This window comes from uncultured Sphingomonas sp. (assembly GCF_913777625.1).
Classification (GTDB): domain Bacteria; phylum Pseudomonadota; class Alphaproteobacteria; order Sphingomonadales; family Sphingomonadaceae; genus Sphingomonas.
Genome location: NZ_CAJYTI010000008.1, coordinates 216,588 through 240,004, shown reverse-complemented (window position 1 = coordinate 240,004; position 23,417 = coordinate 216,588). Strand labels below are relative to the sequence as shown.

At 66.6% G+C, this 23,417-nt stretch carries 27 protein-coding genes; 17 read left to right on the top strand and 10 right to left on the bottom strand.

From position 1 onward, the window contains the following. Positions 1-1,094: amidophosphoribosyltransferase (purF, locus tag QZ814_RS04970; RefSeq protein ID WP_294329971.1), on the top strand; the 1,094-nt coding region annotated here is incomplete at its 5' end. A 7-nt stretch (positions 1,095-1,101) separates the two neighbouring features. Beyond that, on the top strand, positions 1,102-1,812 hold the full coding sequence (locus QZ814_RS04965) for an SDR family NAD(P)-dependent oxidoreductase (RefSeq protein WP_294329970.1): 711 nt from the start codon (positions 1,102-1,104) through the stop codon (positions 1,810-1,812). Positions 1,813-1,815: 3 nt separating this feature from the next. Here QZ814_RS04965 and QZ814_RS04960 read toward each other — a convergent pair whose 3' ends face one another. Continuing rightward, positions 1,816-2,307 carry an EF-hand domain-containing protein gene (locus QZ814_RS04960; RefSeq protein WP_294329969.1) on the bottom strand — a complete coding sequence of 164 codons (492 nt, stop codon included), beginning with the start codon at positions 2,305-2,307 and terminating at the stop codon, positions 1,816-1,818. A 58-nt stretch (positions 2,308-2,365) separates the two neighbouring features. Beyond that, entirely contained in the window at positions 2,366-3,046 is a 681-nt protein-coding gene (locus QZ814_RS04955; protein ID WP_294329968.1) for a squalene/phytoene synthase family protein, read from the bottom strand. An 87-nt stretch (positions 3,047-3,133) separates the two neighbouring features. Here QZ814_RS04955 and QZ814_RS04950 point away from each other — a divergent pair, with 87 nt between their 5' ends. Genes QZ814_RS04950 through QZ814_RS04940 form a run of 3 tightly spaced genes read left to right on the top strand, consistent with a single transcriptional unit; the run spans position 3,134 to position 6,359 of the window. After that, complete coding sequence (locus QZ814_RS04950) at positions 3,134-5,059, top strand: TadE/TadG family type IV pilus assembly protein (protein ID WP_365898140.1); 1,926 nt, start codon at positions 3,134-3,136, stop codon at positions 5,057-5,059. Further along, positions 5,056-5,628 (top strand): TadE/TadG family type IV pilus assembly protein, encoded by a 573-nt coding sequence (locus tag QZ814_RS04945; protein WP_294329967.1) that lies wholly within the window; start codon positions 5,056-5,058, stop codon positions 5,626-5,628. Before QZ814_RS04950 ends, QZ814_RS04945 begins: the two co-directional genes overlap by 4 nt. Continuing rightward, entirely contained in the window at positions 5,625-6,359 is a 735-nt protein-coding gene (locus tag QZ814_RS04940) for a TadE/TadG family type IV pilus assembly protein (protein WP_294329966.1), read from the top strand. Before QZ814_RS04945 ends, QZ814_RS04940 begins: the two co-directional genes overlap by 4 nt. 59 nt (positions 6,360-6,418) lie before the next feature. On the opposite strand, the gene QZ814_RS04935 is transcribed toward QZ814_RS04940, so the two are convergent. The 4 genes from QZ814_RS04935 to eno form a co-directional block, all read right to left on the bottom strand. Beyond that, a complete protein-coding gene (locus QZ814_RS04935; RefSeq protein ID WP_294329965.1) occupies positions 6,419-7,801 on the bottom strand; it encodes a pyruvate dehydrogenase complex E1 component subunit beta in 1,383 nt (460 codons plus the stop codon). A gap of 1 nt (position 7,802) precedes the next feature. Beyond that, positions 7,803-8,852, bottom strand: a complete 1,050-nt coding sequence (gene pdhA, locus QZ814_RS04930) for a pyruvate dehydrogenase (acetyl-transferring) E1 component subunit alpha (protein WP_294329964.1) — start codon at positions 8,850-8,852, stop codon at positions 7,803-7,805. Between the two features lie 146 nt (positions 8,853-8,998). Then, a complete protein-coding gene (locus QZ814_RS04925) occupies positions 8,999-9,319 on the bottom strand; it encodes a septum formation initiator family protein (protein WP_294329963.1) in 321 nt (106 codons plus the stop codon). 55 nt (positions 9,320-9,374) lie between these two features. After that, positions 9,375-10,655, bottom strand: coding sequence for a phosphopyruvate hydratase (eno, locus tag QZ814_RS04920; RefSeq protein WP_294329962.1), 1,281 nt, complete (start codon positions 10,653-10,655; stop codon positions 9,375-9,377). 113 nt (positions 10,656-10,768) lie between these two features. Here eno and QZ814_RS04915 point away from each other — a divergent pair, with 113 nt between their 5' ends. The 5 genes from QZ814_RS04915 to QZ814_RS04895 all read left to right on the top strand — a co-directional run bounded on the left by QZ814_RS04915 (position 10,769) and on the right by QZ814_RS04895 (position 12,653). After that, the gene (locus QZ814_RS04915) at positions 10,769-11,350 is read left to right on the top strand and encodes a hypothetical protein (protein ID WP_294329961.1); all 582 of its coding nucleotides are present in this window, start codon (positions 10,769-10,771) and stop codon (positions 11,348-11,350) included. Positions 11,351-11,368: 18 nt separating this feature from the next. Further along, positions 11,369-11,710: a phage holin family protein gene (locus QZ814_RS04910; protein ID WP_010544981.1), complete on the top strand. Its 342-nt coding sequence runs from the start codon at positions 11,369-11,371 to the stop codon at positions 11,708-11,710. After that, positions 11,707-12,036, top strand: coding sequence for a DUF3618 domain-containing protein (locus QZ814_RS04905; protein ID WP_294329960.1), 330 nt, complete (start codon positions 11,707-11,709; stop codon positions 12,034-12,036). Before QZ814_RS04910 ends, QZ814_RS04905 begins: the two co-directional genes overlap by 4 nt. Positions 12,037-12,040: 4 nt before the next feature. Beyond that, complete coding sequence (locus QZ814_RS04900; RefSeq protein ID WP_010544983.1) at positions 12,041-12,346, top strand: hypothetical protein; 306 nt, start codon at positions 12,041-12,043, stop codon at positions 12,344-12,346. 76 nt (positions 12,347-12,422) lie between these two features. Beyond that, complete coding sequence (locus QZ814_RS04895; RefSeq protein WP_294329959.1) at positions 12,423-12,653, top strand: DUF4170 domain-containing protein; 231 nt, start codon at positions 12,423-12,425, stop codon at positions 12,651-12,653. Positions 12,654-12,814: 161 nt separating this feature from the next. On the opposite strand, the gene QZ814_RS04890 is transcribed toward QZ814_RS04895, so the two are convergent. Next, positions 12,815-13,102, bottom strand: a complete 288-nt coding sequence (locus QZ814_RS04890; RefSeq protein ID WP_365898132.1) for a hypothetical protein — start codon at positions 13,100-13,102, stop codon at positions 12,815-12,817. 162 nt (positions 13,103-13,264) lie between these two features. Next, positions 13,265-14,872 carry a phosphoenolpyruvate carboxykinase gene (locus QZ814_RS04885; RefSeq protein WP_294329958.1) on the bottom strand — a complete coding sequence of 536 codons (1,608 nt, stop codon included), beginning with the start codon at positions 14,870-14,872 and terminating at the stop codon, positions 13,265-13,267. A gap of 202 nt (positions 14,873-15,074) precedes the next feature. Between QZ814_RS04885 and QZ814_RS04880 the strand changes: the two genes are divergently transcribed. The 7 genes from QZ814_RS04880 to QZ814_RS04850 all read left to right on the top strand — a co-directional run bounded on the left by QZ814_RS04880 (position 15,075) and on the right by QZ814_RS04850 (position 20,512). After that, positions 15,075-15,785: a response regulator transcription factor gene (locus tag QZ814_RS04880; protein ID WP_066716607.1), complete on the top strand. Its 711-nt coding sequence runs from the start codon at positions 15,075-15,077 to the stop codon at positions 15,783-15,785. Next, on the top strand, positions 15,778-17,328 hold the full coding sequence (locus tag QZ814_RS04875) for a stimulus-sensing domain-containing protein (RefSeq protein ID WP_294329957.1): 1,551 nt from the start codon (positions 15,778-15,780) through the stop codon (positions 17,326-17,328). Before QZ814_RS04880 ends, QZ814_RS04875 begins: the two co-directional genes overlap by 8 nt. 50 nt (positions 17,329-17,378) lie before the next feature. Further along, entirely contained in the window at positions 17,379-18,311 is a 933-nt protein-coding gene (gene rapZ, locus QZ814_RS04870; protein WP_294329979.1) for an RNase adapter RapZ, read from the top strand. A 1-nt stretch (position 18,312) separates the two neighbouring features. Next, the gene (locus QZ814_RS04865) at positions 18,313-18,717 is read left to right on the top strand and encodes a PTS sugar transporter subunit IIA (protein ID WP_064312096.1); all 405 of its coding nucleotides are present in this window, start codon (positions 18,313-18,315) and stop codon (positions 18,715-18,717) included. After that, positions 18,714-18,986 (top strand): HPr family phosphocarrier protein, encoded by a 273-nt coding sequence (locus tag QZ814_RS04860; protein ID WP_294329956.1) that lies wholly within the window; start codon positions 18,714-18,716, stop codon positions 18,984-18,986. The genes QZ814_RS04865 and QZ814_RS04860 overlap by 4 nt, the downstream gene beginning before the upstream one ends. Positions 18,987-19,218: 232 nt before the next feature. Then, the gene (locus QZ814_RS04855) at positions 19,219-20,022 is read left to right on the top strand and encodes an RNA methyltransferase (protein WP_294329955.1); all 804 of its coding nucleotides are present in this window, start codon (positions 19,219-19,221) and stop codon (positions 20,020-20,022) included. Continuing rightward, complete coding sequence (locus tag QZ814_RS04850) at positions 19,991-20,512, top strand: META domain-containing protein (RefSeq protein ID WP_294329954.1); 522 nt, start codon at positions 19,991-19,993, stop codon at positions 20,510-20,512. Before QZ814_RS04855 ends, QZ814_RS04850 begins: the two co-directional genes overlap by 32 nt. 102 nt (positions 20,513-20,614) lie before the next feature. Here the strand turns inward: QZ814_RS04850 and QZ814_RS04845 are convergent, their stop codons facing one another. Beyond that, the gene (locus QZ814_RS04845; protein WP_294329953.1) at positions 20,615-21,622 is read right to left on the bottom strand and encodes a DUF2971 domain-containing protein; all 1,008 of its coding nucleotides are present in this window, start codon (positions 21,620-21,622) and stop codon (positions 20,615-20,617) included. Between the two features lie 170 nt (positions 21,623-21,792). Continuing rightward, a complete protein-coding gene (gene rmuC, locus QZ814_RS04840; RefSeq protein ID WP_294329952.1) occupies positions 21,793-23,196 on the bottom strand; it encodes a DNA recombination protein RmuC in 1,404 nt (467 codons plus the stop codon). Between the last annotated feature and the right edge of the window lie 221 nt (positions 23,197-23,417).

Genomic DNA, 23,417 nt, shown 5'->3' with positions numbered 1-23,417 from the left:
CGATGAAGCTGCGCCGCGAATTGGTGCGGCGCGGATCGATCTTCCAGTCGACCAGCGACACCGAGACGATCATCCACCTCGTCGCGACGTCGAACTACCGTACGCTGCTCGACCGATTCATCGATGCGCTGAAGCAGGTGGAGGGTGCCTATAGCCTGGTCGTGATGACGCCCGAGGGCATGATCGCCTGCCGCGATCCGCTCGGCATCCGGCCGCTGGTGATGGGGCGCCTGGACGGCGCGGTGATCTTCGCGTCCGAAACCGTGGCGCTCGACGTGTGCGGTGCGACCTTCGAACGGCAGGTGGAGCCGGGCGAGCTGGTGATCGTGCAGGGTACGGAGATCCGCTCGATCAAGCCGTTCGAAGCGGTGGCGCCGCGGCCGTGCATCTTCGAATGGGTGTATTTCAGCCGCCCCGATTCGATCGCCGGCGACCAATCGGTCTATTCGGTGCGCAAGGCGATCGGCGCGCAGCTGGCGATCGAGGCGCCGGTCGAGGCCGACCTGGTGATCCCGGTACCGGATTCGGGCGTGCCCGCCGCGATCGGCTATGCGCAGGAATCGGGCGTGCCGTTTGAACTCGGCATCATCCGCTCGCATTATGTCGGCCGCACCTTCATCCAGCCGGGCGACAAGGTCCGCCACCTCGGCGTGAAGCTGAAGCACAATGCGAACCGCGAGCTGATCGCGGGCAAGCGCATCGTGCTGATCGACGATTCGATCGTGCGCGGCACCACCAGCCTCAAGATCGTGCAGATGATGCACGATGCCGGCGCGAAGGAAGTGCATATGCGCATCGCCTCGCCGCCGACGCGCCACAGCTGCTTCTACGGCGTCGACACGCCCGAGCGCGCCAAGCTGCTCGCCGCCAAGATGGACGTGGGCGGGATGACCGACTTCATCCATGCCGACAGCCTGGCCTTCGTCTCGATCGACGGCCTGTACAAGGCGCTGGGCGAAGCCCGCCGCGCGGATATCCATCCCAAGTACTGCGACGCCTGCTTCACCGGCGACTATCCGACGACGCTGACCGACCAGGACGAACTGGCGCCGCCGCCGGACCAGCTCGCACTGCTGGCCGAGAAGGTCGGCTGAGCCGGGGATGAGCCAGGCATTGCTGGCGGGCCAGACCGCTCTCGTCACCGGCGCCAGCCGCGGCATCGGCGCGGCGACCGCCATCGCGCTGGGCGCGGCCGGCGCCCATGTCATCCTCACCGCCCGGACCGCGGGCGGGCTCGAGGAAGTCGAGGACGCGATCTTCCAGGCGGGCGGTAGTGCCACGATCGCGCCGCTCGACCTGGCCGAGCACGACGCGATCGGCCGCCTCGCCGGCGCGATCGCCGAGCGCTGGCCGACGCTCGACATGCTGGTGCTCAATGCCGGTACGCTCGGCACGCTGAGCGCGGTCAACGCGATCGACTTTGCCGAGTTCGCCAAGGTGCTGGCGCTCAACGTCAGCGCGCAGGCCGCGATGCTGGCGGCGTTCGATCCGATGCTCCGCCGCGCGCCCGCCGCGCGGGTGCTGGGCATCACCTCCAGCGTCGGCCGCAACCCGCGTGCCTATTGGGGCATGTACGGCGCCTCCAAGGCCGCGTTCGAGAACCTGCTGCTCAGCTATGGGCACGAGCTGGAGAACGTCTCCGAGGTCCGTGTCGGCATCGTCGATCCCGGCGCCACGCGCACCAAGATGCGCGCCCGCGCCTTTCCGGGCGAGGATCCCGCCACGGTGAAAGCCCCCGAGGTCGTCGCCGAGCGGATCGTCGCGCTGATGGCGGCCGGCTTCGCGCGCGGCCATTTCGAGCGGGTCGGCTAAGCCTTAATTGTCGTCGTCCTCGCCCTTGGCGGCGGGGCTGGGCGCCGGGGCCGGCTTGCCGCAGGAGCATTTGGACCCCGGCGGCCGGCGCTTGGGCGCGGTGGTCGCGAACTCGGTACGGTTGAGCGTGCCGGACCTGTCGGTATCCGCGCCGTTGAACTTGGCGATCGACTTTGCCGCCCATTCCTCGAAGCTCAGCCGCCCGTCGCCATTGGTGTCGAGCTTGGCGAACGCCTTGTGGCGGGCGGCGAAATATTCGTCGCGGCTCACCGAGTCGTTCCGATCCTTGTCAAAGCGGTCGAACCGCTTCTGCTCGCGGGTCAAGGCGTCGGCTTCGGGCGCGGCGTCGGGGAGCGGCGCGGCCGCGATGGCATTGCCGGGCATTGCCGGCAGCATCGCGGCGAGCGGCGTTCGCGCCGGCCCGTGCTGGAACAGCAGAAATCCCCCGAACGCCAGCAGCAACGCCGCCCCGGCACCCACCGCATATCGCCACATGCGCGCCTCCCCCGAAAGACGGGAGAAACCTATACCTTCACGGCCGCGCAGCCAAGCGCTATCGACCGGTCAGGCGGTGCCAGAGCAACCGCCCCACCCGCTTCGGCGCGCCGATCGGGAGCGGGGCATCGCCGGGCACGTCCAGATCCATCCGCGCGCGAAGGGCGAGTGCGCCGAGCGCGCGTCCGTTGCGGCTCCAGCGCCGGCCCAGCGCCTCGGTCAGGCGCGGCCCGGCCGCCGCACGCGCGGCAGAGGCTTCCTCGCCGTCCCCCAGATGCCGTGCGAGGTCGGCCAGCGCCCAGCCTTCTCCCGCGAGCGCGAGCGGATCCCCCGCCGCGGCCAGCGCGGTACCCGCCGCGACGAACAGGCTCCCCCGCCCCGCCGCGAACCGTGCCAGCGCGAGGCCGTCGAGCGCCTCTTCCTCGACCAGCACTTCCCAACCATGGACGATCGGCACGAGCGAGGCCCCCGTCACGCCGCGCGGCAGCACCTCGGCCGCGAGCCCACGCAGCACCGGCTCGGCCGGCGGCGGCGCGGTGTCGAGCTTGGCCAGCGCCTCGCGCCACCAGGCCAGCCGCAGCTGGCCGACCGCAGGCTGGCTGGTGGTGCGCAGCAGCAGCGCCAGCGCATCGTCCAAGGCCAGCAGCGCCGCCAGGGCCGGCCGGCTAACTAGCGGAGCATACGCGAGAATCAGCGCCCGCTCAGGATCTTCGGGCTGGGTGTTTAGCGAAGCGTTCACCCCTTCCCTCTATGGCTTGGCACGCGGGGGCGAAAGAGGCAGCGCGCATCTTCGCCCAAGGGGTTCCAGTCTGTCACGATGAACAGGTTGCTTTTCAAGCAGTTGCGGAGACTCCGCGGCGCAAGGCCAACGGCGCGTGGCGGCTTGCTCCCGCGCCTGCGCCGGGACCGGGCCGGCAACACCCTGGCGATCATGGCGATCGCACTCATCCCCTTGCTGTTCATCGCAGGCTCGGCGGTCGATACGGCGCGGCTCTACATGGTCAAGACGCGGCTCCAACAGGCCTGCGACGCCGGCGCCCTCGCCGGGCGACGCTTCATGGTCTCGACCAGCGCCGCGACGCTCGACAGCACCGCAACGGCGCAGGCAAACGCCTTTTTCGCCAATAATTTCAAGGTAGGACTGTTCGGTACCAGCGCGGTCAGCTTCACGCCTTCCAAGACCAGCGAGAACCAGGTTGCGGGCACCGCCTCGGCCACGGTGCCGCTGACCCTTACCGCGATGATGGGCTATGGCAGCCAGACGCTGACGGTAGACTGCGAGGCACGCTACGACGTAGCCGATACGGACATCATGTTCGTGCTGGACACCACGGGCTCGATGGCGTGCACCACGGCGGACGGCACCGGCGGATGCAGCCAGCCGATCGTCACCTATACCCGGCCCGACGGCACCACCGGCTATTATGTGCAGGAGAAGTCCGGATCGAAGATCTCGGGCCTGCGCCAGGCGGTGCTGAACTTCTACGACACGCTGGCCGCGGCGGTCGATCCGACGACCCATCTGCGCTACGGCTTCGTCACCTACACCTCGACGGTCAACGCGGGCTATGCGGTGACCGCGCTCTCGCCCAGCTACATCGTCAACAGCTGGACCTATAACAGCCGGTCGCTTGCAGGCGACGCCAATAACGGCGCGAGCAGCAGCGGCCCTACCTACGTCAACAAGACCCAGTCGCAGTGCAGCGCCTATGCCGGCCGCAGCCCGGCGACCGGCTACACGACCAGCGGCAGCGCGACGGTCACGAGCGTGAGCTGGACTCCCAACAACGGCAGCAGCGCGGTCGGCAGCTGTGCGCTGACCACGCAGCCGGTAAAGCCCAGCTGGACGTATCAGAAGGTCACCTTCGACACGAGCCAGTACAAGCTGGGCAACACCGTCACCGATCCGAGCAAGATCAGCGGCGCCACCTCCAAATGGCAGGGCTGCCTCGAGGAACGCGACACGACCGCCACGGCCAGCTTCGATTATTCGAACCTGCCGCCAGACCTCGATCCCGATCTTGTGCCGACGAACGACGCGACACGCTGGCGCCCGATGTGGCCGGACGTCGTCTATTATCGCGGCGGCTATTCCAGCCACACCTATTCCGGCAACAGCGCCAATCCCTATGGCGACGGCACCAGCGGCTATACGCTGGACTATTACACGCCGCTCAACGCCTATCAGAACATCGCCTATGGCTGGGTATCGTGCGGAAAGCCGGTGCAGCGGCTGAAGGTGATGACACACCAGGATATCAGCGACTATGTGAACGCCAGCGATTTCGTGCCCCAAGGCGGCACCTATCACGATACCGGCATGATCTGGGGCACGCGGCTGCTCTCCCCGACCGGCCTGTTCGCTGCGGACACGGCCCCCTGGCCGGGGCGTAACCCGCCAAAACGCTACATCGTGTTCATGACCGACGGCGACATGGCGCCGAGCATGTGCCTCTACGGCATGTACGGGATCGAGAATTACGACCAGCGGGTGACCACCGCCGGCTATCAGTCCGATTGTTCGGACTCGAGCCAGCAGGCCAACCATTATGCCCGCTTCCTCGCCGAGTGTACTGCCGCCAAGGCGCGCAACATCTCGGTGTTCATCATCGGCTTCGGCCAGACGCTGACCAGCCAGCTGACCAGCTGCGCCTCGCCGGGCCAGGCCTTCTACGCAGCGGACAACGCCTCGCTGAACGCGGCCTTCCAGACGATCGCCAAGCGCGTGGCGATGCTGCGGATCACCAAATGATCCGCCGCCTCGGCCAGTGCCACCGGGCGGCGACGCTGATCGAGTTCGCGATCCTGCTGCCGGTGCTGGCGGCGCTGTTGATGGGGCTGATGGATATCGCCTATCAGGCCTATATCCAGGCGGTGCTGGAAGGGGCGGTGCAGAAAGCCGGCCGCGACTCGACGATCGAGGCCGCCGATACCAGCACGATCGATGGCCGCGTGGTCACCGCGGTCCGCCGCGTTGCCGGCAATGCGACGGTCAGCCCCAGCCGCCTGTTCTATTCGAGCTTCGGGGTGATCAAGCCCGAGGACTTCACCGATGCCAACGGCAACGGCAAGCATGATCCCGGCGAATGTTTCACCGACATCAACGGCAACGGCCTGTACGATACCGATCCCGGCCGCGCCGGCCAGGGCGGCGCCAGCGACGTGACCATCTACAAGGTGACGGTCACCTATACCCGGCTGTTCCCGGTCGCCGGGCTGATCGGCTGGAGCAACCAGGTGGTGCTCAGCGCCTCCACCCGCTTCAAGAACCAGCCGTTCAACGTCCAGTCGATCCCCACGTCGCAGGTGCTGTGCAAATGAAGATGTGCGGCATGCTCCACCGGCTGGCGGACGATCGTTCGGGCGTAACGCTGCTCGAATTCGCGCTTGGCCTGCCCATTCTGCTCACCGGCGGGCTGTGGGCAGCGGAGCTTACCAACTATTCGCTCACCAACCAGCGCCTCAGCCAGGTGGCGCTGGCGCTGGCGGACAATGCCAGCCGGGTCGGGCTGTTCAGCGGCACCGGCACCACCCAGTTGCGCGAGGTCGACCTGAACGACGTGCTGCTCGCGGCCAAGCAGCAAGGCGCCCCCTTCAACCTGACCGCCAACGGCCGGATCACCCTGTCGAGCCTGGAGAATAGCGGCGGCACCCAGCGCATCCACTGGCAGCGCTGCTTCGGCGCGAAGACGGGCAGCAGTTTCGACTCGCACTATGGCAAGACACTGCAGTCCGACGGGGTGACCTATGATCCCACTGCCGGGATCAACACCGCCACCTCGGGCGACAATAGCGCACAACATCCCGGCACGCTGGCCCCGAGCGGCATGGGCGAAAGCGGCGCGCAGGTGAACGCGCCGACCGACTCCGGCGTGATGTTCGTCGAGATCAACTATCTCTACACGCCGATCGTCGGGAACGGCTGGTTCACCAGCAGCAAGATGCTGCGCTACGTTGCTTCCTTCGTCGTACGCGACAACCGGGACTACGGCCAGGTCTACAATCCCGCCCCTGCCGCCGCGCGGGCGACCTGCGATCTCGCCTCCAGCTAACGAAAAGGCCCGCCCGACACGGGGTCGGACGGGCCTGTTTCCACGTCAGGAGACGAAGATCAGCGATAGGTGACCTTCTTCACGACCGACACGGCCTTGTCGGCCGTCACCATCGCGAGCTTCTCGAGGTTCGCGGCATAAGGCAGCGGCACGTCCTCGTTGGTCACGCGCAGCACCGGCGCGTCGAGGTCGTCAAAGCCCTCTTCCATCACGAACGCGGCGACTTCCGACGCGATCGAACAGGTCGGCCAGCCTTCCTCGACCACCACGATGCGGTTGGTCTTCTTCAGGCTTTCCAGCACGGTCTGCTTGTCGAGCGGACGCAGCGTGCGCAGGTCGATCACCTCGGCGTCGATGCCCTCGGCCGCCAGCTTCTCCGCGGCTTCGAGCGAGACGCCCACGCCGATCGAGTAGCTGACCAGCGTCACGTCCTTGCCCTCACGCATGATGCGGGCCTTGCCGATCGGCAGGACGTAATCGTCGAGCTTCGGCACGTCGAAGCTGCGGCCGTACATCAGCTCGTTCTCGAGGAACACGACCGGATCCTGGCTGCGGATCGCCGCCTTGAGCAGGCCCTTGGCATCGGCCGCGTCATAGGGCGCGATCACGATCAGGCCGGGAACGCTGGCATACCAGGGCGCATAGTTCTGGCTGTGCTGCGCGCCGACGCGGCTTGCCGAGCCGTTGGGACCGCGGAACACGATCGGGCAGCGCATCTGGCCGCCGGACATGTAGTTGGTCTTGGCCGCCGAGTTGATGATGTGGTCGATCGCCTGCATGGCGAAGTTGAACGTCATGAACTCGATGATCGGCTTCAGGCCGCCCATCGCCGCGCCGGTGCCGACGCCGGCAAAGCCGTATTCGGTGATCGGCGTGTCGATGACGCGCTTGGGGCCGAATTCGTCGAGCAGGCCCTGGGTCACCTTGTAGGCGCCCTGATACTCGGCGACTTCCTCGCCCATCACGAAGATGCGCGGGTCGGCGCGCATTTCCTCGGCCATCGCGTCGCGCAGCGCTTCGCGGACCGTGGTCTTCACCATCTCGGTGCCGGCGGGAACCGCCGGATCGGCCGGGCGCGTCTTCTCGACCGCGGCGGTCAGCTGGGCGGTGCCGGTCTCGGGCGCCTTTTCGGGCGCCGGGGTCGGCTCGGCCTGCTGGCTGGCGGGCGCCGGCGCGGCAGCGGCGGTCGAGGCGTCCTCGCCCTCGCCCGCGATCATCGCGATCACGGTGCCGACCTTCACGTTATCCGTGCCCTCGGTCACCAGGATCTTGGCGATCGTGCCTTCGTCGACGGCTTCGAATTCCATCGTCGCCTTGTCGGTCTCGATCTCGGCGAGGATGTCGCCGGACTTCACGACATCGCCTTCCTTGACGAGCCACTTGGCGAGCGTGCCCTCTTCCATGGTCGGCGAGAGTGCCGGCATCTTGAGTTCGATCGCCATCTCAGTAGGTCTCCACCAGCACGTCGGTATAGAGTTCGGCCGGATCGGGCTCCGGCGTCTGTTCGGCGAAGTCCGCCGATTCGTTCACGATCTTGCGGATCTCGGCCTCGAGCGGCTTGAGCTGCTCTTCGGTCACGCCCATCGTCTCGAGCTCGCGCTTCACCGCCTCGATAGGGTCCGACTTGTCGCGGACCGACTGGACTTCCTCGCGGCTGCGATACTTGGCCGGATCGGACATCGAGTGGCCGCGATAGCGATAGGTCTTCATCTCGAGGATGATCGGGCCCTTGCCGGCGCGCACCCAGGCGAGCGCCTCCTCGGCGGCACCGCGGCAGGCGAGCACGTCCATGCCGTCCACCTGGATGCCGGGGATGCGGAAGCTCTCGCCGCGCTTGTACAGCTGGTCTTCCGCCGAGGAGCGGTTGACGCTGGTGCCCATGGCGTACTGGTTGTTCTCGATCACGTAGATGATCGGGAGCTTCCACAGCTCGGCCATGTTGAACGACTCGTACACCTGGCCCTGGTTCGCGGCGCCGTCGCCGAAATAGGCCATGGCGACGCCGCCATCCTCGTTATACTTGTGCGCGAAGGCGAGGCCCGTGCCGAGCGAGACCTGCGCGCCGACGATGCCGTGGCCGCCGTAGAACTTCTTCTCGGTCGAGAACATGTGCATCGAGCCGCCCTTGCCGCGCGAGATACCCGCGCCGCGGCCGGTCAGCTCGGCCATGATCACCTTGGGGTCGATGCCGTAGGCGAGCATGTGGCCATGGTCGCGATAGCCGGTGATCACCGAGTCCTTCTCGCCGTCCAGCGCCGACTGCAGGCCGACCGCAACGGCTTCCTGGCCGATGTACAGGTGGCAGAAGCCGCCGATGAAGCCGAGGCCGTAGAGCTGGCCCGCCTTCTCTTCGAAGCGGCGGATCAGCAGCATCTGGCGATAGAATTCGAGCAGCTGTTCCTTCGAAGCCTTGAACCGTTCCGGTTCGGCCGGTCGCTCGCGATTCGGGATGGCGGGTGGGGTCGGTGCGTTGCGTGCCGGTGCTTTGGCCACGATCAGATATTCCTCATCCGGGGAGGGGAAAGGCGGGTGCCTATACGCGCGTTATCGCAAGGCTTGCAACCAACGCGCGGGTTCGGACCACGTACATCCGCACTAAGACGCTCCGCCGTGGCTGGCAACAGGTGCCGCTACGGCGATCACTTCTTGTCGAGCGGGATGATCACTTCGTCGGGGCGGACGACGTTGAGCTGCTTGCGGGCAAGCTCGTCGACCATGTCGGGATCGGCGCCGTGCTTCGGGTCGAGCAGGTCGACTCGATTCTTCAGTTCGGCACGCTTCTTGTCGAGCAGCGCATAGTCGCGCTGCTTGGCGGCAAGCTCGTGCTGCACTTCCTTGGCGGCGACGATCCCGTTGGGCCCCAGAACCGCGTTATAGGCGAAGAAGCCGATGGCGATCAGCGCCGCGGCGGGAAGCCCGGCGCGGCGCAGCAGCGTGGTCATGGGCGAAGCGCGCTTCATGCCCGTGTTTTTCGCTGATCGATCGGCTCTTAGCAAGATTGCGGTTCCTACGTAATCAGGCGCGGCGCAGCACCGAACGGCCGGCATAGATCGCCGCGTCGCCCAGCTCTTCCTCGATGCGGATCAGCTGGTTGTACTTGGCGAGCCGGTCCGAACGCGCGAGGCTGCCGGTCTTGATCTGGCCGCAGTTGGTGGCGACCGCGAGATCGGCGATCGTCGCGTCCTCGGTCTCGCCCGAACGGTGCGACATCACCGCCGTGTACGACGCGCGCTGCGCCATGCTGACGGCTTCCAGCGTCTCGGTCAGCGTGCCGATCTGGTTGACCTTGACGAGCAGCGAGTTGGCATAGCCGCCCTCGATGCCGCGCAGCAGGCGCTGCGGGTTGGTGACGAACAGATCGTCGCCGACCAGCTGCACCTTGCCGCCGAGCAGGTCGGTCAGCGCCTTCCAGCCTTCCCAGTCGTCCTCGGCCATGCCGTCCTCGATCGAGAAGATCGGATAATCGGCGGCGAGCTTCGCCAGGAACTCGGCATTCTCGATCGAGGAGAGCGTCTTGCCCTCGCCCACCATCTTGTAGGCGCCGTCCTTGAAATATTCGGTGGCGGCGCAGTCGAGCGCGAGCATCACGTCGTCGCCCGGCTTGTACCCGGCAGCCTCGATGCTCGTCATGATGAAGTCGAGCGCCTCGGTGGTCGAGGCAATGTTCGGCGCGAAGCCGCCCTCGTCGCCCACGCCGGTCGCCAGGCCCTTTTCGTGCAGCTTCTTCTTGAGCGTGTGGAAAATTTCCGAACCGCAGCGCACCGCCTCGACGATGTTCTCGGCGCCGACCGGCACGATCATGAATTCCTGGAAGTCGATCGGGTTGTCGGCATGCTCGCCGCCGTTGATGATGTTCATCATCGGCACCGGCAGGACGTGCGCGTTGACGCCGCCGACATAGCGGTAGAGCGGCAGCCCGCGCGCATCGGCCGCGGCCTTGGCGGCGGCGAGGCTGACGCCGAGGATCGCGTTGGCGCCCAGGCGGCCCTTGTTGGCGGTGCCGTCCAGCTCGATCATGGTACGGTCGAGATCGGCCTGGTCTTCGGCGTCGAGGCCGACGACTGCCTCGGCAATCTCACCGTTCACCGCATCGACGGCGCCCTCGACGCCCTTGCCGAGCCAGCGGGACTTGTCGCCGTCGCGCTTTTCCACCGCCTCATGGGCACCGGTGGAGGCGCCCGAAGGCACGGCGGCACGGCCGAAGCTGCCATCGTCCAGCAGGACATCCACTTCCACCGTGGGGTTGCCACGGCTGTCGAGAATCTGGCGGGCGTGGACGTCGATGATTGCGGTCACGTCATGGTCTCCGTAACATGTCAGGAATGAGGCGCGCGGTGCCTCTAGCGGTTCATGAGGGAACTCGCAAACGGGGCCGTTGTTGTTTCGGCGAGCATGGAGGGTTTTTGATCATGACAGACGAAACGACCAGCATTGCGGGCGATCCGCTCGGTGGAAATGCGGGTGCGACCGGCGCGGCCGGTGGCGGCACCGAGGATGCGGGTGCGAAGCGCAGCGCATCGGATACGATTCGCGAGGAAGCGTCGAAATACGCCGACCAGGCCAAGGAGCACATTCTCGGCTTCGCCGGCACCGGCAAGGAACGCGCGACCAGCGCGCTCGACGAAGTCGCCGAGATGATGCGCACGGCGGCAGGCGATGTCGATGCCAAGCTCGGCGCGCAGTATGGCCAATATGCGCGCACCGCGGCGGACGGCATCGCGGGCTTCGCGGAGTCGCTGCGCGGCAAGGAAGTGAACGAGCTGCTCGACGAAGCGACAGAGTTCGTGAAGAAGAGCCCGGCGATCGCCGTCGGCACCGCCGCCGCGCTCGGCTTCGTGCTGGCGCGGGTGATCAAGTCGGGCATCGAAGCGTCGGGCACCCCGTCGACGACCGCGCCGGCCGGCAACGCGCCCTCGACCGAAGACCTGAAGGTCGAGCCCGCCGGCTTCGGCAGCGGGCCGTCGGCGACGCCCGGCACCACGCAGAGCTAAGGGCGGGCCATACAGGGCATGGACGCCCCAAATCTGGAAGAAGCCGGCATCGGTGCGCTGATCGGCCAGCTCACCGAAGACGCCAAGGATTACGCGCGCGCTGAAGTCGATTACTTCAAGGCGGTGGCACAGGCGAAGGTCAGCGAGGTCAAGGGTGCCGCGATTGCGGCCGTGCTGGCCCTCGCACTGGCGCTCGCGGCGGCCATCGGGCTGATCGTCGGCGCGATCCTCACGCTGGCGACGCTCGTCGGTCCGGGCTGGGCGACGCTGATCGTGGTCGGCGTGGCGCTGCTGATCGCGGCGCTGCTCGGCTGGGCGGCGGCGCGGGGCATCCGCAAGGCGATGGGAGCGAAGGCATGACCGTACCGCGCGACCCCGACGCCGCCCGCGCTCGCGCCCGCGCAGCCCGCGACAGGCTGATGACCACCCTGGGTACCGTCCAGGAACGCCTGAAGCCGCGCAACATCGCACAGGAAGCCATAGAGAACGCCAAGCAGAGCGTCACGTCCATCGCCCGCGAGGGCACCCAGGCCGTCCGCACCCGCCCGTGGCTCGCCGCCGCGGTGACGAGCGGGGTCGGGCTGGTGCTCGCGCGCGGCTGGATCGTCGACATCTTCCGCAAGGGCAACCACGAAACCGACGGACCCGTAAAGGGTTCGGCACCCAAAGACCGCACAGAAGGATGACGCCATGAGCACCGAAACCGAAACCGGATCGCGCCTCACCGAAAACCCCGCGCTGCTGCTCGCTGGCGGCGTCGCACTCGGCGTGGTGATCGGCATGCTGCTGCCGCGCTTCGATCGCGAAAAAGCGGCGCTGGAGCCCCTCGGCCGCAAACTCGCCGACGGCGCAGCTGCGGCAGTACAGGCCGCCAAGGACAGCGGCCGCGAGCAGATCGAATCGCTGATCCCGAACAGCGATGCCACCAAGGAACGCGTCTCGGCGCTGTTCGGCACGGTGATCGACGCGGCCAAGGACGCCACCGCGAAGCGCTGAGCCGCCTATAAGGGGGTTGAGTGCGATGCTGCAGTGCCGGTAAGGGCTGCAGCATCCCCCACCCCCAGGAGGCGCAATGAGCAAGCTTCACCTGGTCTTCGGCGGCCGCGTTGCCGACCCGACGACCCTCGATTTCGTCGACCCCTCGAAGCTCGACGTGGTCGGCATCTTCCCCGATTATGCCAGCGCCGAAAAGGCATGGCGCGCTGCAGCACAGCGCACCGTCGACGACGCCGAGATGCGCTACGTGGTCGTACACCTCCACCGCATGCTCGATCCGGACGTCGAGGCATCGGCCAAGGCCTGAACCAGGGCGCGACGACACCATCCCAACCGTCATCCCAGCGAACGCTGGGATCTCCCACAGCAGCGCTGCTCCGGTGTAGCCTGGCCCCGAAGAGACCCCAGCGTTCGCTGGGGTGACGGCTGGTGGATGGTGACGAGAAATCGGCTTGTCTTGCGCGCCGCCTATGGCAGCGGCGCTAGATCGGGCTCCACAAAGCCGCGTCGCGCCGCGACCGAAAACAGCCGCTCCCGGCTGTAGAAGCGCAGCGGCCAGCCTCGTTGACCCATGGGTGCGGCCAACAGGCCATTCACACGCGCCAAAAGATCTTCCGCTTCCTCCTCCGCCAGGTAGCGCCGCACCCCCGCGACATACGCCCGCGTGATCGTCTCGTGGTAGCCGCCATGGTCGTCGTTGACGCCGCCGACGCTCTCATTGAACCGGCGGATGAAGCCGCCGATCTCGGCATCCACATCGATGTCTGGCCGCTCGGTCAGCAGATACAGGCACGCCGCGAGATGCGCCTCGTGCGTCCAGTCCTCACGCGACAGCGTGCAGGCGAGCAGCCCCCCCCCCCACCCGCACGATCGCCGCGGCGCTGGGGAAGCGCCGCGGCAGGAGGTCGGCCGTGTCGCTCAGGCGAGCGCCCGCGCCTTGGGTGCGGCAGCGCGGACGCCGTCCTCGACATGCGCCTCGAACTGCGCGAAGTTCTCGACGAACTGGTCGACGAGCTTCTCGGCGGTGGCGTCATAGTCGGCCTTGTCCGGCCAGGTCTCGCGCGGGTCGAGGATCGCCGAGTCGACGCCCGGCACCGCCACCGGCACCTCGAACCCGAAATAGGGATCGCGGCGGAACTCGGCCGCATTGAGGCTGCCGTCGAGCGCGGCGTTGAGCAGCGCCCGCGTCGCCTTGATCGGCATGCGGTGGCCGACGCCGTACTTGCCGCCGGTCCAGCCGGTATTGACCAGCCAGCAGGCAACATTGCCCTCGGCGATCCGCTTCTTGAGCAGATTGCCATAGACCGACGGATGCCGCGGCATGAACGGGGCGCCGAAGCAGGTGGAGAAGGTCGCCTCGGGCTCGGTGACGCCGATCTCGGTGCCCGCCACCCGCGCGGTATAGCCCGAGAGGAAATGGTACATCGCCTGCTCGGGCGTCAGCCGCGCGATCGGCGGCAGCACGCCGTACGCATCGGCGGTGAGGAAGATCATGTTGTTCGGCACCGGCCCAAGATTGTCGGCCGAAGCATTGGGGATGAAGTCGATCGGGTACGACCCACGACTGTTCTCGGCGAGCGTCGCATCGTCGAGGTCGAGCGTGCGCGTCTCCGGATTCATCACCACATTCTCCAGCACCGTGCCGAAGCGCCTGGTGGTGGCGAAAATCTCCGGCTCGGCCTCGGGCGAGAGGCGGATCATCTTGGCGTAGCAGCCGCCCTCGAAATTGAAGACCGCGGTGTCCGACCAGCCATGCTCGTCGTCACCGATCAGGGTGCGGCTGGCATCGGCCGACAGCGTCGTCTTGCCGGTGCCCGAGAGGCCGAAGAAGATCGCCGTGTCGCCCTGGGGCCCGATATTGGCCGAACAGTGCATCGGCATGATGCCCTGCTCCGGCAGCAGATAGTTGAGCAGACCGAACACGCTCTTCTTCATCTCGCCGGCATAGGCGGTGCCCCCGATCAGGATCAGCTTCTCGGTGAAGCTGACGGCGATCACCGTCTCGCCGCGGGTGCCGTGACGCGCGGCATCGGCACGGAAGCTCGGCAGGTCGATGATCGTGTAGTCGGGCACGAAGTCCGCCAGCGCCGCCGCTTCGGGCCGCACCAGCAGCGTGCGGATGAACAGGTTGTGCCAGGCGAGTTCGTTGATCACCCGCACCTGCACGCGGTGCTCGGGCTGCGAGCCGCCATAGAGATCCTGCACGAACAGTTCGTCGCGCGTGCCGAGCTCGGCGAGGAAATCGGCCTTGAGCGCGGCGAAATGCTCCGGCGTCATCGCCTGGTTGGTCTTGCCCCACCACACGCTGGTATCGGTCTCGGCATCGCGGACGATGAACTTGTCCTTGGCCGAGCGCCCGGTGTGCTTGCCCGTAGCAACCACGAGCGGTCCTTCGGCTGCCAGCCTGCCCTCGCCGCGACGGATCGCGTGCTCGACCAGAGGTGCGGTAATCAGGTTCCAGTGCAGGGTCGCCGACGTAACGATGCCCTGCTCGCCAAGACCATGGCGCGATTGACGCTCTTCCACCCAAGCCTCCTATTTATATTATCACGCCATTTATCTGACAAACCAGAGGATTTGCCGGCGGCGTAACTTTATTGCGACTCGTCCAGTGACATGCCGATGCGAAAGGGGTCAATCCGGGTAAGCGTTGTCGGTCGGTTGAGGCGGAAGAAACTTTGGTCTAACGGGTGGAGATGCTGATTTTGTGCCAGCCCCGGACTGCCGGATGACCGCCACGATCGCGCTGGTCGATGACGACCGCAACATCCTCACCTCGGTATCGATCGCCCTCCAGACCGAGGGATTTCTCACCCGCGTCTATTCGGACGGCGAGAGCGCCTTGAAGGCGCTGATCGAGAACCCGCCCGAGCTGGCGGTGCTCGACATCAAGATGCCGAAGATGGATGGCCTGGAGCTACTCCGCCGCCTGCGCGAGAAGAGCCAGATTCCGGTGATCTTCCTCACCAGCAAGGACGACGAGCTGGACGAGGCGCTCGGCCTGGCGATGGGCGCCGACGACTATATCGCCAAGCCCTTCTCGCAGCGGCTGCTGATCGCCCGCATCCGCGCCATCCTGCGCCGCACCGAAACGCCGGCGCCGGTCGTGGAGGGCGCGGCGCCCGCCGAGCCGGCCGAAGCGCTGGAGCGCGGCCGCCTGAGCATGGATCCGGCGCGCCACAAAGTCACCTGGGGCGGGGTCAACGTGACCCTTACCGTCACCGAATTCCTGATCCTGGAGACGCTTGCCCAGCGCCCGGGCATCGTCAAGACGCGCAACCAGCTGATGGATGCCGCGTACCAGGACGACATCTATGTCGACGACCGCACGATCGACAGCCACATCAAGCGCGTCCGCCGCAAGTTCCGCCAGGTAGACCCGGAGTTCGACGCGATCGAGACGCTCTATGGCGCCGGATACCGCTTTTCGGATGAATGACGAGCGCGACCTGGCGCTGCGATGGTCGGGTCGGGTCAGCCTCACGCCGCGGATCCTCGCGGTCAACATCTTCGCGCTGGCGCTGCTGTGCGGCGGCTTCTTCTACCTCGACAGCTATCGCAGCCGCATCGTCGACAGCCGGGTCGAGCAGACCAGCCGCGAGGTGCGGCTGATCGCGCAAGCGCTTGCCTCCGCCACCGACAAGCGCCGCGACCTGCTGGTGCTCAGCCTCGCCCGCGACATGGGCACCCGCATCCGCCTCTACGATCCGCAGGGCAAGCTGCTCAGCGACAGCCGCGAGCTTGGCCTGCGCAACCTGGTGCTGCGCGATCCGGACAAGGATCCGGTGGGCCAGACCATCGCGCGTTTCCTCGATGCAGTGATCGACAAGGTCGCCGGTGCCGATCGCGCGCCGCTGTACCGCGAACGGCCGCGCGATGCCGGGCTGGAGTGGCCGGACGTCAAGACCGCGCTGGAAACCCATGCCGCCGCTGCGTCGGTCTGGCGCGCGCCCGATCGCACGCCGGTGATCACCGCCGCCGCGCCGATCACCGGCCTCGGCGTGGTGATGACCGCATACAACGCCCGCGACATCACCCAGACGGTGCGGCTGGAGCGCTACCGGCTGGGTGTGGTGCTCGGCATCGTATCGCTGGTTTCGGTGCTGCTCTCGCTGTTCCTCGCCCGCACCATCGTGCGGCCCTTGCGGCGACTGGCGCTGGCGGCGATCCGGGTGCGCCTCGGCCGGGCCCGCGAGGTGGTGGTGCCCCGCCTGCCCGAGCGCCGCGACGAGATCGGGATGCTCGCCCGCGCGCTTTCCGACATGAGCGGCGCGCTGCGCGCCCGCATCGACGCCACCGAAACCTTCGCCGCGGACGTCACCCACGAGCTGAAGAACCCCCTCGCCTCGCTCCGCTCCGCCGTCGAGGGGCTGTCGAACGTCAAGGACCCCGCCCTGCGCGACCAGCTGCTCGACATCGTCCGCGACGACGTCCACCGGCTCGACCGGCTGATCACCGACATTTCCGAGGCCTCGCGGATCGACGCCCAGCTCAGCCGCACCACCTTCGAGCCGTTCGACCTGGGCGAGTTGATCGCCGCGCTGATCGACCAGCGCGAGACCCGCGGCGTGCCCGAGGAGATCCGCCTCCGTTTCGATCGCCCGCGCGGGGTATCGATGGAGGTGATGGGCGACCCGACGCGGCTCGAGCGCGTGTTCGAGAACCTCATCGAGAACGCCCTGTCCTTCTCGCCTCCCGGCGGCCTGATCGCGATCTCGGCGCAGGAGGAGGACGAAGCCCTCGCCGTCTGGGTGGAGGACGAAGGCCCCGGTGTGCCCGAGGAAGCCCGCGAGGCGATCTTCCGCCGCTTCCATTCGGTGCGCCCTTCCAGCGAGGCGTTCGGCCAGCATTCGGGGCTCGGGCTTGCCATTGCCCGCACCATCGTCGAAGGCCATCAGGGAAGCATAATCGTGGAATCGCGGGAGGATCGATCGCAGGGCGCACGCTTCGTGGTGCGGCTGCCATTGGCAGCCCGCGCATGAGCCCGCCCCTCGACCCGCCCGCGCTCCCGGCAGCCTATAACGAGAGCATCATGCAACGGCGTCGCCCCAAACATATCCTGCTCGTCACCGGCATGTCGGGTGCCGGCAAGTCGACCGTGCTGCGCACGCTCGAGGATCTCGGCTGGGAGGTGGTCGACAACCTCCCCCTGCTCCTCCTAAACCGCCTGCTCGACACCGCGCCGGGTGCCGATGGCGGTGACGACGAGCGCCCGCTGGCGCTCGGTCTCGGCACCCAGACGCGCGGCTTCGACGCCGAGAGCATCGTCCAGCGCATCAAGAAGCTGCGCGAGGACCAGGGGCTCGACGTCGGCACGCTGTTCCTCGAATGCAGCGGCGCCGAGCTGATCCGCCGCTTCTCCGAGACCCGCCGCCGCCACCCGCTGGCGCAGGACCGCCCCGCCGAGGACGGCATCGCCCGCGAGCGCGAACTGCTGGGCCCCTTGCGCCGCTGGTCGAACCGCCTGCTCGACACCACCGACATGAAGGCCAACCAGCTCGCGCAGACGATCCGCCAGATCTTCTCGGCCGACGGCGGCAAGACCACCTTCAGCGTCACCTCCTTTGGCTTTTCCCGCGGCCTGCCGCGCGATGCCGATCTCGTCCTCGACATGCGCTTCCTGCGCAATCCGCACTGGGACGCTGCCCTTCGTCCCGGCACGGGACTCGATGCCGACGTCTCCGCCTATATCGCCGCCGACCCCGCCTATGACGCGGCGATGGCGCAGATCGAGTCGCTGCTGCTGCTCCTCCTCCCCCGCTACCAGGCCGAGGGAAAGGCCTATGTGACGATCGCGTTCGGCTGCACCGGCGGGCGCCACCGCTCGGTCCATGTCGCCGAACGGATGGCCCGCCGGTTGCGCGACGAAGGATTTTCGCCCACGGTGACGCACAGAGATTTGCAGACCGCGCCACAGGACTCCCTGGAGGGGGCGCCGGTGTCCATGGCAAGGGGCGGAGAATAGAATGATCGGGTTGGTGCTCGTGACGCACGGACGACTCGCCGAGGAGTTCGTCGTCGCGATGGAACATGTAGTGGGGAAGCAGGAGCAGGTCGCCGCGATCTGTATCGGCCCCGAGGATGACATGGAGGGCCGCCGCGCCGACATCGCCAGCGCCATCGGCGCGGTCGATTCGGGCGAAGGCGTGATCGTGCTGAGCGACCTGTTCGGCGGCACCCCCTCCAATCTCGCCATTTCACTGATGAAGGCGGGCAAGGTCGAGGTGATCGCCGGCATCAGCCTGCCGATGCTGATCCGCCTCGGCAGCGCCCGCAAGACCATGTCCGTGACCGACGCGGTGCTCGCCGCGCGCGACGCCGGCCGCAAGTACGTGACGGTCGCGTCGGAAATGCTGGGGCCGCCGCAATGAGCCGCGTGTCGCGCACCGTTCTCATCGAGAACCGCCGCGGCCTCCACGCCCGCGCCAGCATGGCGTTCGTCACGCTCGCCAGCACCCAGCCCTGCGAGCTGACCGTCGAGAAGGACGGCAACAGCGCCGCGGGCACCTCGATCCTCGACCTGATGATGCTCGGCGCCGCCAAGGGCGACACGATCACCATTTCCGCCGAGGGCGACGGTGCGGAAGGCGCGGTGCAGGCGCTGGTCGAGCTGGTCGAAGCGCGGTTCAACGAGGAATAGGCGCCGCAAGTCTGGGAATATCTACCAGACCAAGAACCACCGTCATCCCCGCGAAGGCGGGGATCCATTGGCGCTGAGGCCGCGGTTCTTTTCACCAGCGCACAGGCGAATGGATCCCCGCCTTCGCGGGGATGACGCGGTAGGCAGAGGGATGCGCGTGCCACCGAAGCAGGGAACGGCCCGAGCTGCCCCCCAACTAGCCCCCGCCCCCATCCCGCCCTATAGCGGCCCGATGCCACGCGAAATCACCGCCTACTCGAACCCCCTCATCAAGCGCATGCGCAACCTGCGCGACAAGCGCCACCGCCGCGAGGAGGGGCTGTTCCTCGCCGAGGGCCTGCGCATCCTCACCGAGGCGCGCGAGGCCGGCCGGATCCCCGACTATCTGTTCTACACCGCCGAGACCGCCCGCCACCCGCTGGTCGTCGCCCTCGTCACCGCCACCGAGGCCCGGGGCGGCGAGGCGATCGAGACCAATGCCGACATCCTCTCGAAGCTCTCCGGCAAGGACAATCCGGGCGCGGTCGTCGGCGTCTATCCGGAGTTCGCGCTCGACCTCGCCGATATCGACCGCAGCACTGCGCCGATCTGGCTGGTCGCCGAGCGGCTGCGCGATCCCGGCAATCTCGGCACCATCCTGCGCACCGGCGACGCGGTGGGCGCCGGCGGGCTGATCCTGCTCGACGACTGCGTCGATCCCTTCTCGGTCGAGGCGGTGCGCGCGAGCATGGGCGCGCTGTTCACCGTCCCCGTCGCCCGCGCCCGCTGGGAGGAGTTCGAGCCCTGGCTGCGCGCCGGCCCCGGCCAGCTCGTCGGCCTCAGCCTCGATACGACCCACGACTATCAGGCCCCGCGCTACGCCGCGCCGACCTTCCTGCTCACCGGCAACGAGGCGCAGGGCATGCCGCCGCATATGGAAGCCGCGTGCGATTTGCTGGTAAAGATCCCCATGCTGGGCAAGGCAGACAGCCTCAATGCGGCAGTGGCAACGGCGGTGATGGCCTATGAAGTACGCAACCAGTTCCGGAACGCCTGAGCGGGCGCGCCGCGCCGCCGCAGCCCTCGCGCTGGCGTGCGGCCTCGGCGCCGCCCTCCCCGCCGCCGCGCAGGCGCCCGCGCCGCCGACGGCCCGCGAGCAGCCCCGCGCCGAGACGCCCCCGTTCGACGCCGAGGAGCAGCTGCTGCTCGGCGACTGGCGCGTGACCGGGGTCGACGGCCACCCGACCGTCCCCGGCAGCCGCGCCCGGCTGAAGCTGGAGGGCCTGCGGATCAGCGGTTATACCGGCTGCAACGCGCTGGGCGGCAACTACCGGGTGGAGCGCGGCTACCTCACCACCGGCGGCGTGATCACCACCCGCCGCGCCTGCTCGGCGGCGCTGATGCGGCAGGAAAAGGCCCTGCTCGCGCTGCTCGACCAGCGCCTGGCGGTCCGCCAGAGCCATCGCGGCCGGATGCTGCTGACCGGGCGCGACGGGAAGGCGCTGGTGTTGGTGCGAGGACGCCAAGTAATTAGCTCCCCATCTTAAACATTTCACAATTGAATAACGCGCTAGCACCTTGAGTTGTTGCCGCGCCGGCATGATGATTTATCCAGCCCAAATCCGACGCGCGCGAAGTCGAGCTTAATATTACCTTCGCAATGGGATGCCGCTAAATTTAACACGGCGTTCCGCATCTTGCATACCCGCTGCACGCAGCATACGAACAAAAGCGTTTACAACCACATCCGGATTTGGCGTTGGACCAATTATTATCGAGTCCAATATCTCGTTCAAATTTGCCTTAAGTAATTTCTTTTCTGGAATGTCGCGCATAGGCAAATAGAACACAGATTGCACAACGCCATTTACACACACAATTTTGCTCGGAACGTCTGGCTCCGCAGGAGGACCAGGTGGACGATAGATAATCCTCCACTCTTTCTCCTCGGCGAAACCGGGATGCTTCGTGCTCAACAGCATAATATCAAGAGCGTATTTCATGTTGAACGAAACAAGATTAGGATCAATTTTTTTCAGATCATCCCGATACTCAATGATAGCGTCACGCATCCGCGTAACCTCTCCGACTATGCCGCGAAGCCCACGATAATCAACTGGAGCTATCACCACGTCGTACGCGTCCTGAGGGTTTGCAAAAGCGTCCACATTGAAAACTAAGCAGACGTTGGCATCACCTCCGTAAGCACGCCACATGCTTAGCAGCCCCATTTCTAATTCAAGGCCGGCATGGGCGGACAGCGACAGCAAATAGGTATTGAGCTTCAGAACGCTCGCTTCATCTCCAATAGCTTTGAACACGCTTTGGAAATGACCTGGAACGACCGCGTTACAAGCATCCAAGAAAGAATTGGCTAGAGCGTCATCGCTGAAAGCCTGACGCAAAAGATTTAGGCCATAATCCACCTCGGAAAAGTCGTTCATCTCGGTTGCATTACGAAGCCATAGGCATCGATCCTCTTCGCTTTTTGCTGTGAGGATAGCGTATGCGGTTTGTGCACTCGTATAGTGGACAAGTTTTGGCTGAGGCTGGTCTGGAGGAGGGATCAATTCAGCATGACGAACTGCATCCCTCTGAAAAAAGACATTTCCTAAGACCTCGTCAATCTTATCTTGCGCGATTTCTGACTCAGGCATCTCCGCCCCGTTTATCAAGTTCGAGCAGACTTTACGACCAAGCAGCCTCGGCGCCTAGCCGTTTAGAGGAGCAATCGAAGTGAAATGAAGCACAGGTCGAAATTAGGGGCAGAATGAACGCCGATACGACTGAATAAATCTAGGTTAATCGTCTCAAAATAATAATCTTCTCACTCCGCCGCAGCCGCTTCCTCCACCTCGCCTCCATCCGGCGCCGGCAGTTCCGCCGTCGGCGCCCGCGCGATCACGTCGACCGTGTCGATCGCGTCCAGCGCGCTGTTGCCGGTATCCACGTTGAGCGCCTGGAAGCGCCGCGCGGAGACCATCACCCGGCCCTCGAAGCTCGCGACGAACTTGTTGTAATTCTCCACCGCGCTGTTCAGCCCGCCGCCGACGCGCTTGAGGTGGCCCGCTGCCGTCGCCAGCCGCTCATACAGTTCCTTGCCCAGCTTGCCGACTTCGCGGGCGTCCTCGGTCAGCTTCTGCTGGCGCCACATCGAGGCGACGGTGCGGGCGAGCGGCAGGAAGGCCGAGGGGCCGGCGATGATCACCCGGTTGCGCGCCGCGCGCTCCCACAGCTCCATGTCCACTTCCAGCGCGCTGGACAGGAAATTGTCGCCGGGGATGTACATGATCACGAAGTCCGGCGCCTTTTCGAACTGCGCCCAATAGGCCTTGCGCGACAGCGCGTCGGCATGGGTGCTCATCGCCTTGGCATGGGCTTTCAGCGCCGCCGCGCGCTCCTCGGCGCTGGTCGCCTCGGCCGCCTGGAGATAGCCGTCGAGCACGCACTTCACGTCGACGATCAGCTGCTGGTCGCCCGGCAGGCGGATGATGAAGTCCGGCCGCAGCATGCCGTCCTCGGTGGTGACCGAGACTTCGGCCGCGAAATCGACATGGCCGGAAAGCCCGGCGATCTCGATCAGGTTGCGGAACTGCTGCTCGCCCCAGCGCCCGCGCGTCTTAGGCGCAGCGCGCAGGGCATTGACCAGCTTGGAGGTTTCCGCGCGGGTCTCGCCCAGCCCGGCCTGCACGGCGCTGATCGCCTCACGCAGCTGGCCATAGCTGTCGTTGCGGTCCTTCTCGACGCGCTGGAGGCCTTCCTCATAGCGCTTGAGCGTGGTGTCGATCGGCTGGAGCAGCGTGCGCAGCCGCTCCTCGTTCTTCTCGCCCGCCTGGTGGAAGCGCGCCTCGGCGCGTTCGAGAAAGGCGCGCTGCGTCTCGCCGAGCATGGTCGAGGCGAGTTCGCGGAACTGGCCGGCCATCATCTCGCGGGCGTTGACGAATTCGGCGAGCCGCTCCTCGAACGAGCCCGCCTTGGCCTTCAATTCGGCCAGCTCGATGCGGGCGGCGTCGCGCTCGTTGCGGAGCATCGCGGCTTCCTCGCGCAGACGGGGGAGCTGGGCCACGCGTTCCTCGGCCATGGCGAGATCGGTGATCGCGGCCTTGAAATCAGCCTCGCGCCGGGCGCTCTCCGCCCGCGCCTCGCTCGTCCCGCGCGCGCCGATCAGCCAGCCGACCACCACGCCCGCGACCAGGGCCACCATCACGAAACCAACGACGAACGGATCCAACTCATGCCTCCCGCGGAACAGGACGCGAACTTACCTGTCCGGGGGCGGGGCCGCAAGGGCGGGTGCGGTCGGTTGGGCGCGGGATGGGGAGGCTCTGGTGGATAAGTGGCCGGGCCCCGCCCCCCCCCCGTCGTCCTTCCGGCGAAAGCCGGAATCCATTGGGGTCGCCGTTGAGGCTCGAGCCGCGACCGAGTGGCGAATGGATCCCGACGTTCGTCGGG

Coding starts and splice junctions, on each gene's coding strand:
- QZ814_RS04965 (WP_294329970.1), top strand. CDS start 1,102: ATGAGCCAGGCATTGCTGGCGGGCCAGACCGCTCTCGTCACCGGCGCC.
- QZ814_RS04960 (WP_294329969.1), bottom strand. CDS start 2,307: ATGTGGCGATATGCGGTGGGTGCCGGGGCGGCGTTGCTGCTGGCGTTC.
- QZ814_RS04945 (WP_294329967.1), top strand. CDS start 5,056: ATGATCCGCCGCCTCGGCCAGTGCCACCGGGCGGCGACGCTGATCGAG.
- QZ814_RS04940 (WP_294329966.1), top strand. CDS start 5,625: ATGAAGATGTGCGGCATGCTCCACCGGCTGGCGGACGATCGTTCGGGC.
- QZ814_RS04935 (WP_294329965.1), bottom strand. CDS start 7,801: ATGGCGATCGAACTCAAGATGCCGGCACTCTCGCCGACCATGGAAGAG.
- QZ814_RS04925 (WP_294329963.1), bottom strand. CDS start 9,319: ATGAAGCGCGCTTCGCCCATGACCACGCTGCTGCGCCGCGCCGGGCTT.
- QZ814_RS04915 (WP_294329961.1), top strand. CDS start 10,769: ATGACAGACGAAACGACCAGCATTGCGGGCGATCCGCTCGGTGGAAAT.
- QZ814_RS04910 (WP_010544981.1), top strand. CDS start 11,369: ATGGACGCCCCAAATCTGGAAGAAGCCGGCATCGGTGCGCTGATCGGC.
- QZ814_RS04905 (WP_294329960.1), top strand. CDS start 11,707: ATGACCGTACCGCGCGACCCCGACGCCGCCCGCGCTCGCGCCCGCGCA.
- QZ814_RS04900 (WP_010544983.1), top strand. CDS start 12,041: ATGAGCACCGAAACCGAAACCGGATCGCGCCTCACCGAAAACCCCGCG.
- QZ814_RS04895 (WP_294329959.1), top strand. CDS start 12,423: ATGAGCAAGCTTCACCTGGTCTTCGGCGGCCGCGTTGCCGACCCGACG.
- QZ814_RS04880 (WP_066716607.1), top strand. CDS start 15,075: ATGACCGCCACGATCGCGCTGGTCGATGACGACCGCAACATCCTCACC.
- QZ814_RS04875 (WP_294329957.1), top strand. CDS start 15,778: ATGAATGACGAGCGCGACCTGGCGCTGCGATGGTCGGGTCGGGTCAGC.
- rapZ (WP_294329979.1), top strand. CDS start 17,379: ATGCAACGGCGTCGCCCCAAACATATCCTGCTCGTCACCGGCATGTCG.
- QZ814_RS04865 (WP_064312096.1), top strand. CDS start 18,313: ATGATCGGGTTGGTGCTCGTGACGCACGGACGACTCGCCGAGGAGTTC.
- QZ814_RS04860 (WP_294329956.1), top strand. CDS start 18,714: ATGAGCCGCGTGTCGCGCACCGTTCTCATCGAGAACCGCCGCGGCCTC.
- QZ814_RS04855 (WP_294329955.1), top strand. CDS start 19,219: ATGCCACGCGAAATCACCGCCTACTCGAACCCCCTCATCAAGCGCATG.
- QZ814_RS04850 (WP_294329954.1), top strand. CDS start 19,991: ATGAAGTACGCAACCAGTTCCGGAACGCCTGAGCGGGCGCGCCGCGCC.
- QZ814_RS04845 (WP_294329953.1), bottom strand. CDS start 21,622: ATGCCTGAGTCAGAAATCGCGCAAGATAAGATTGACGAGGTCTTAGGA.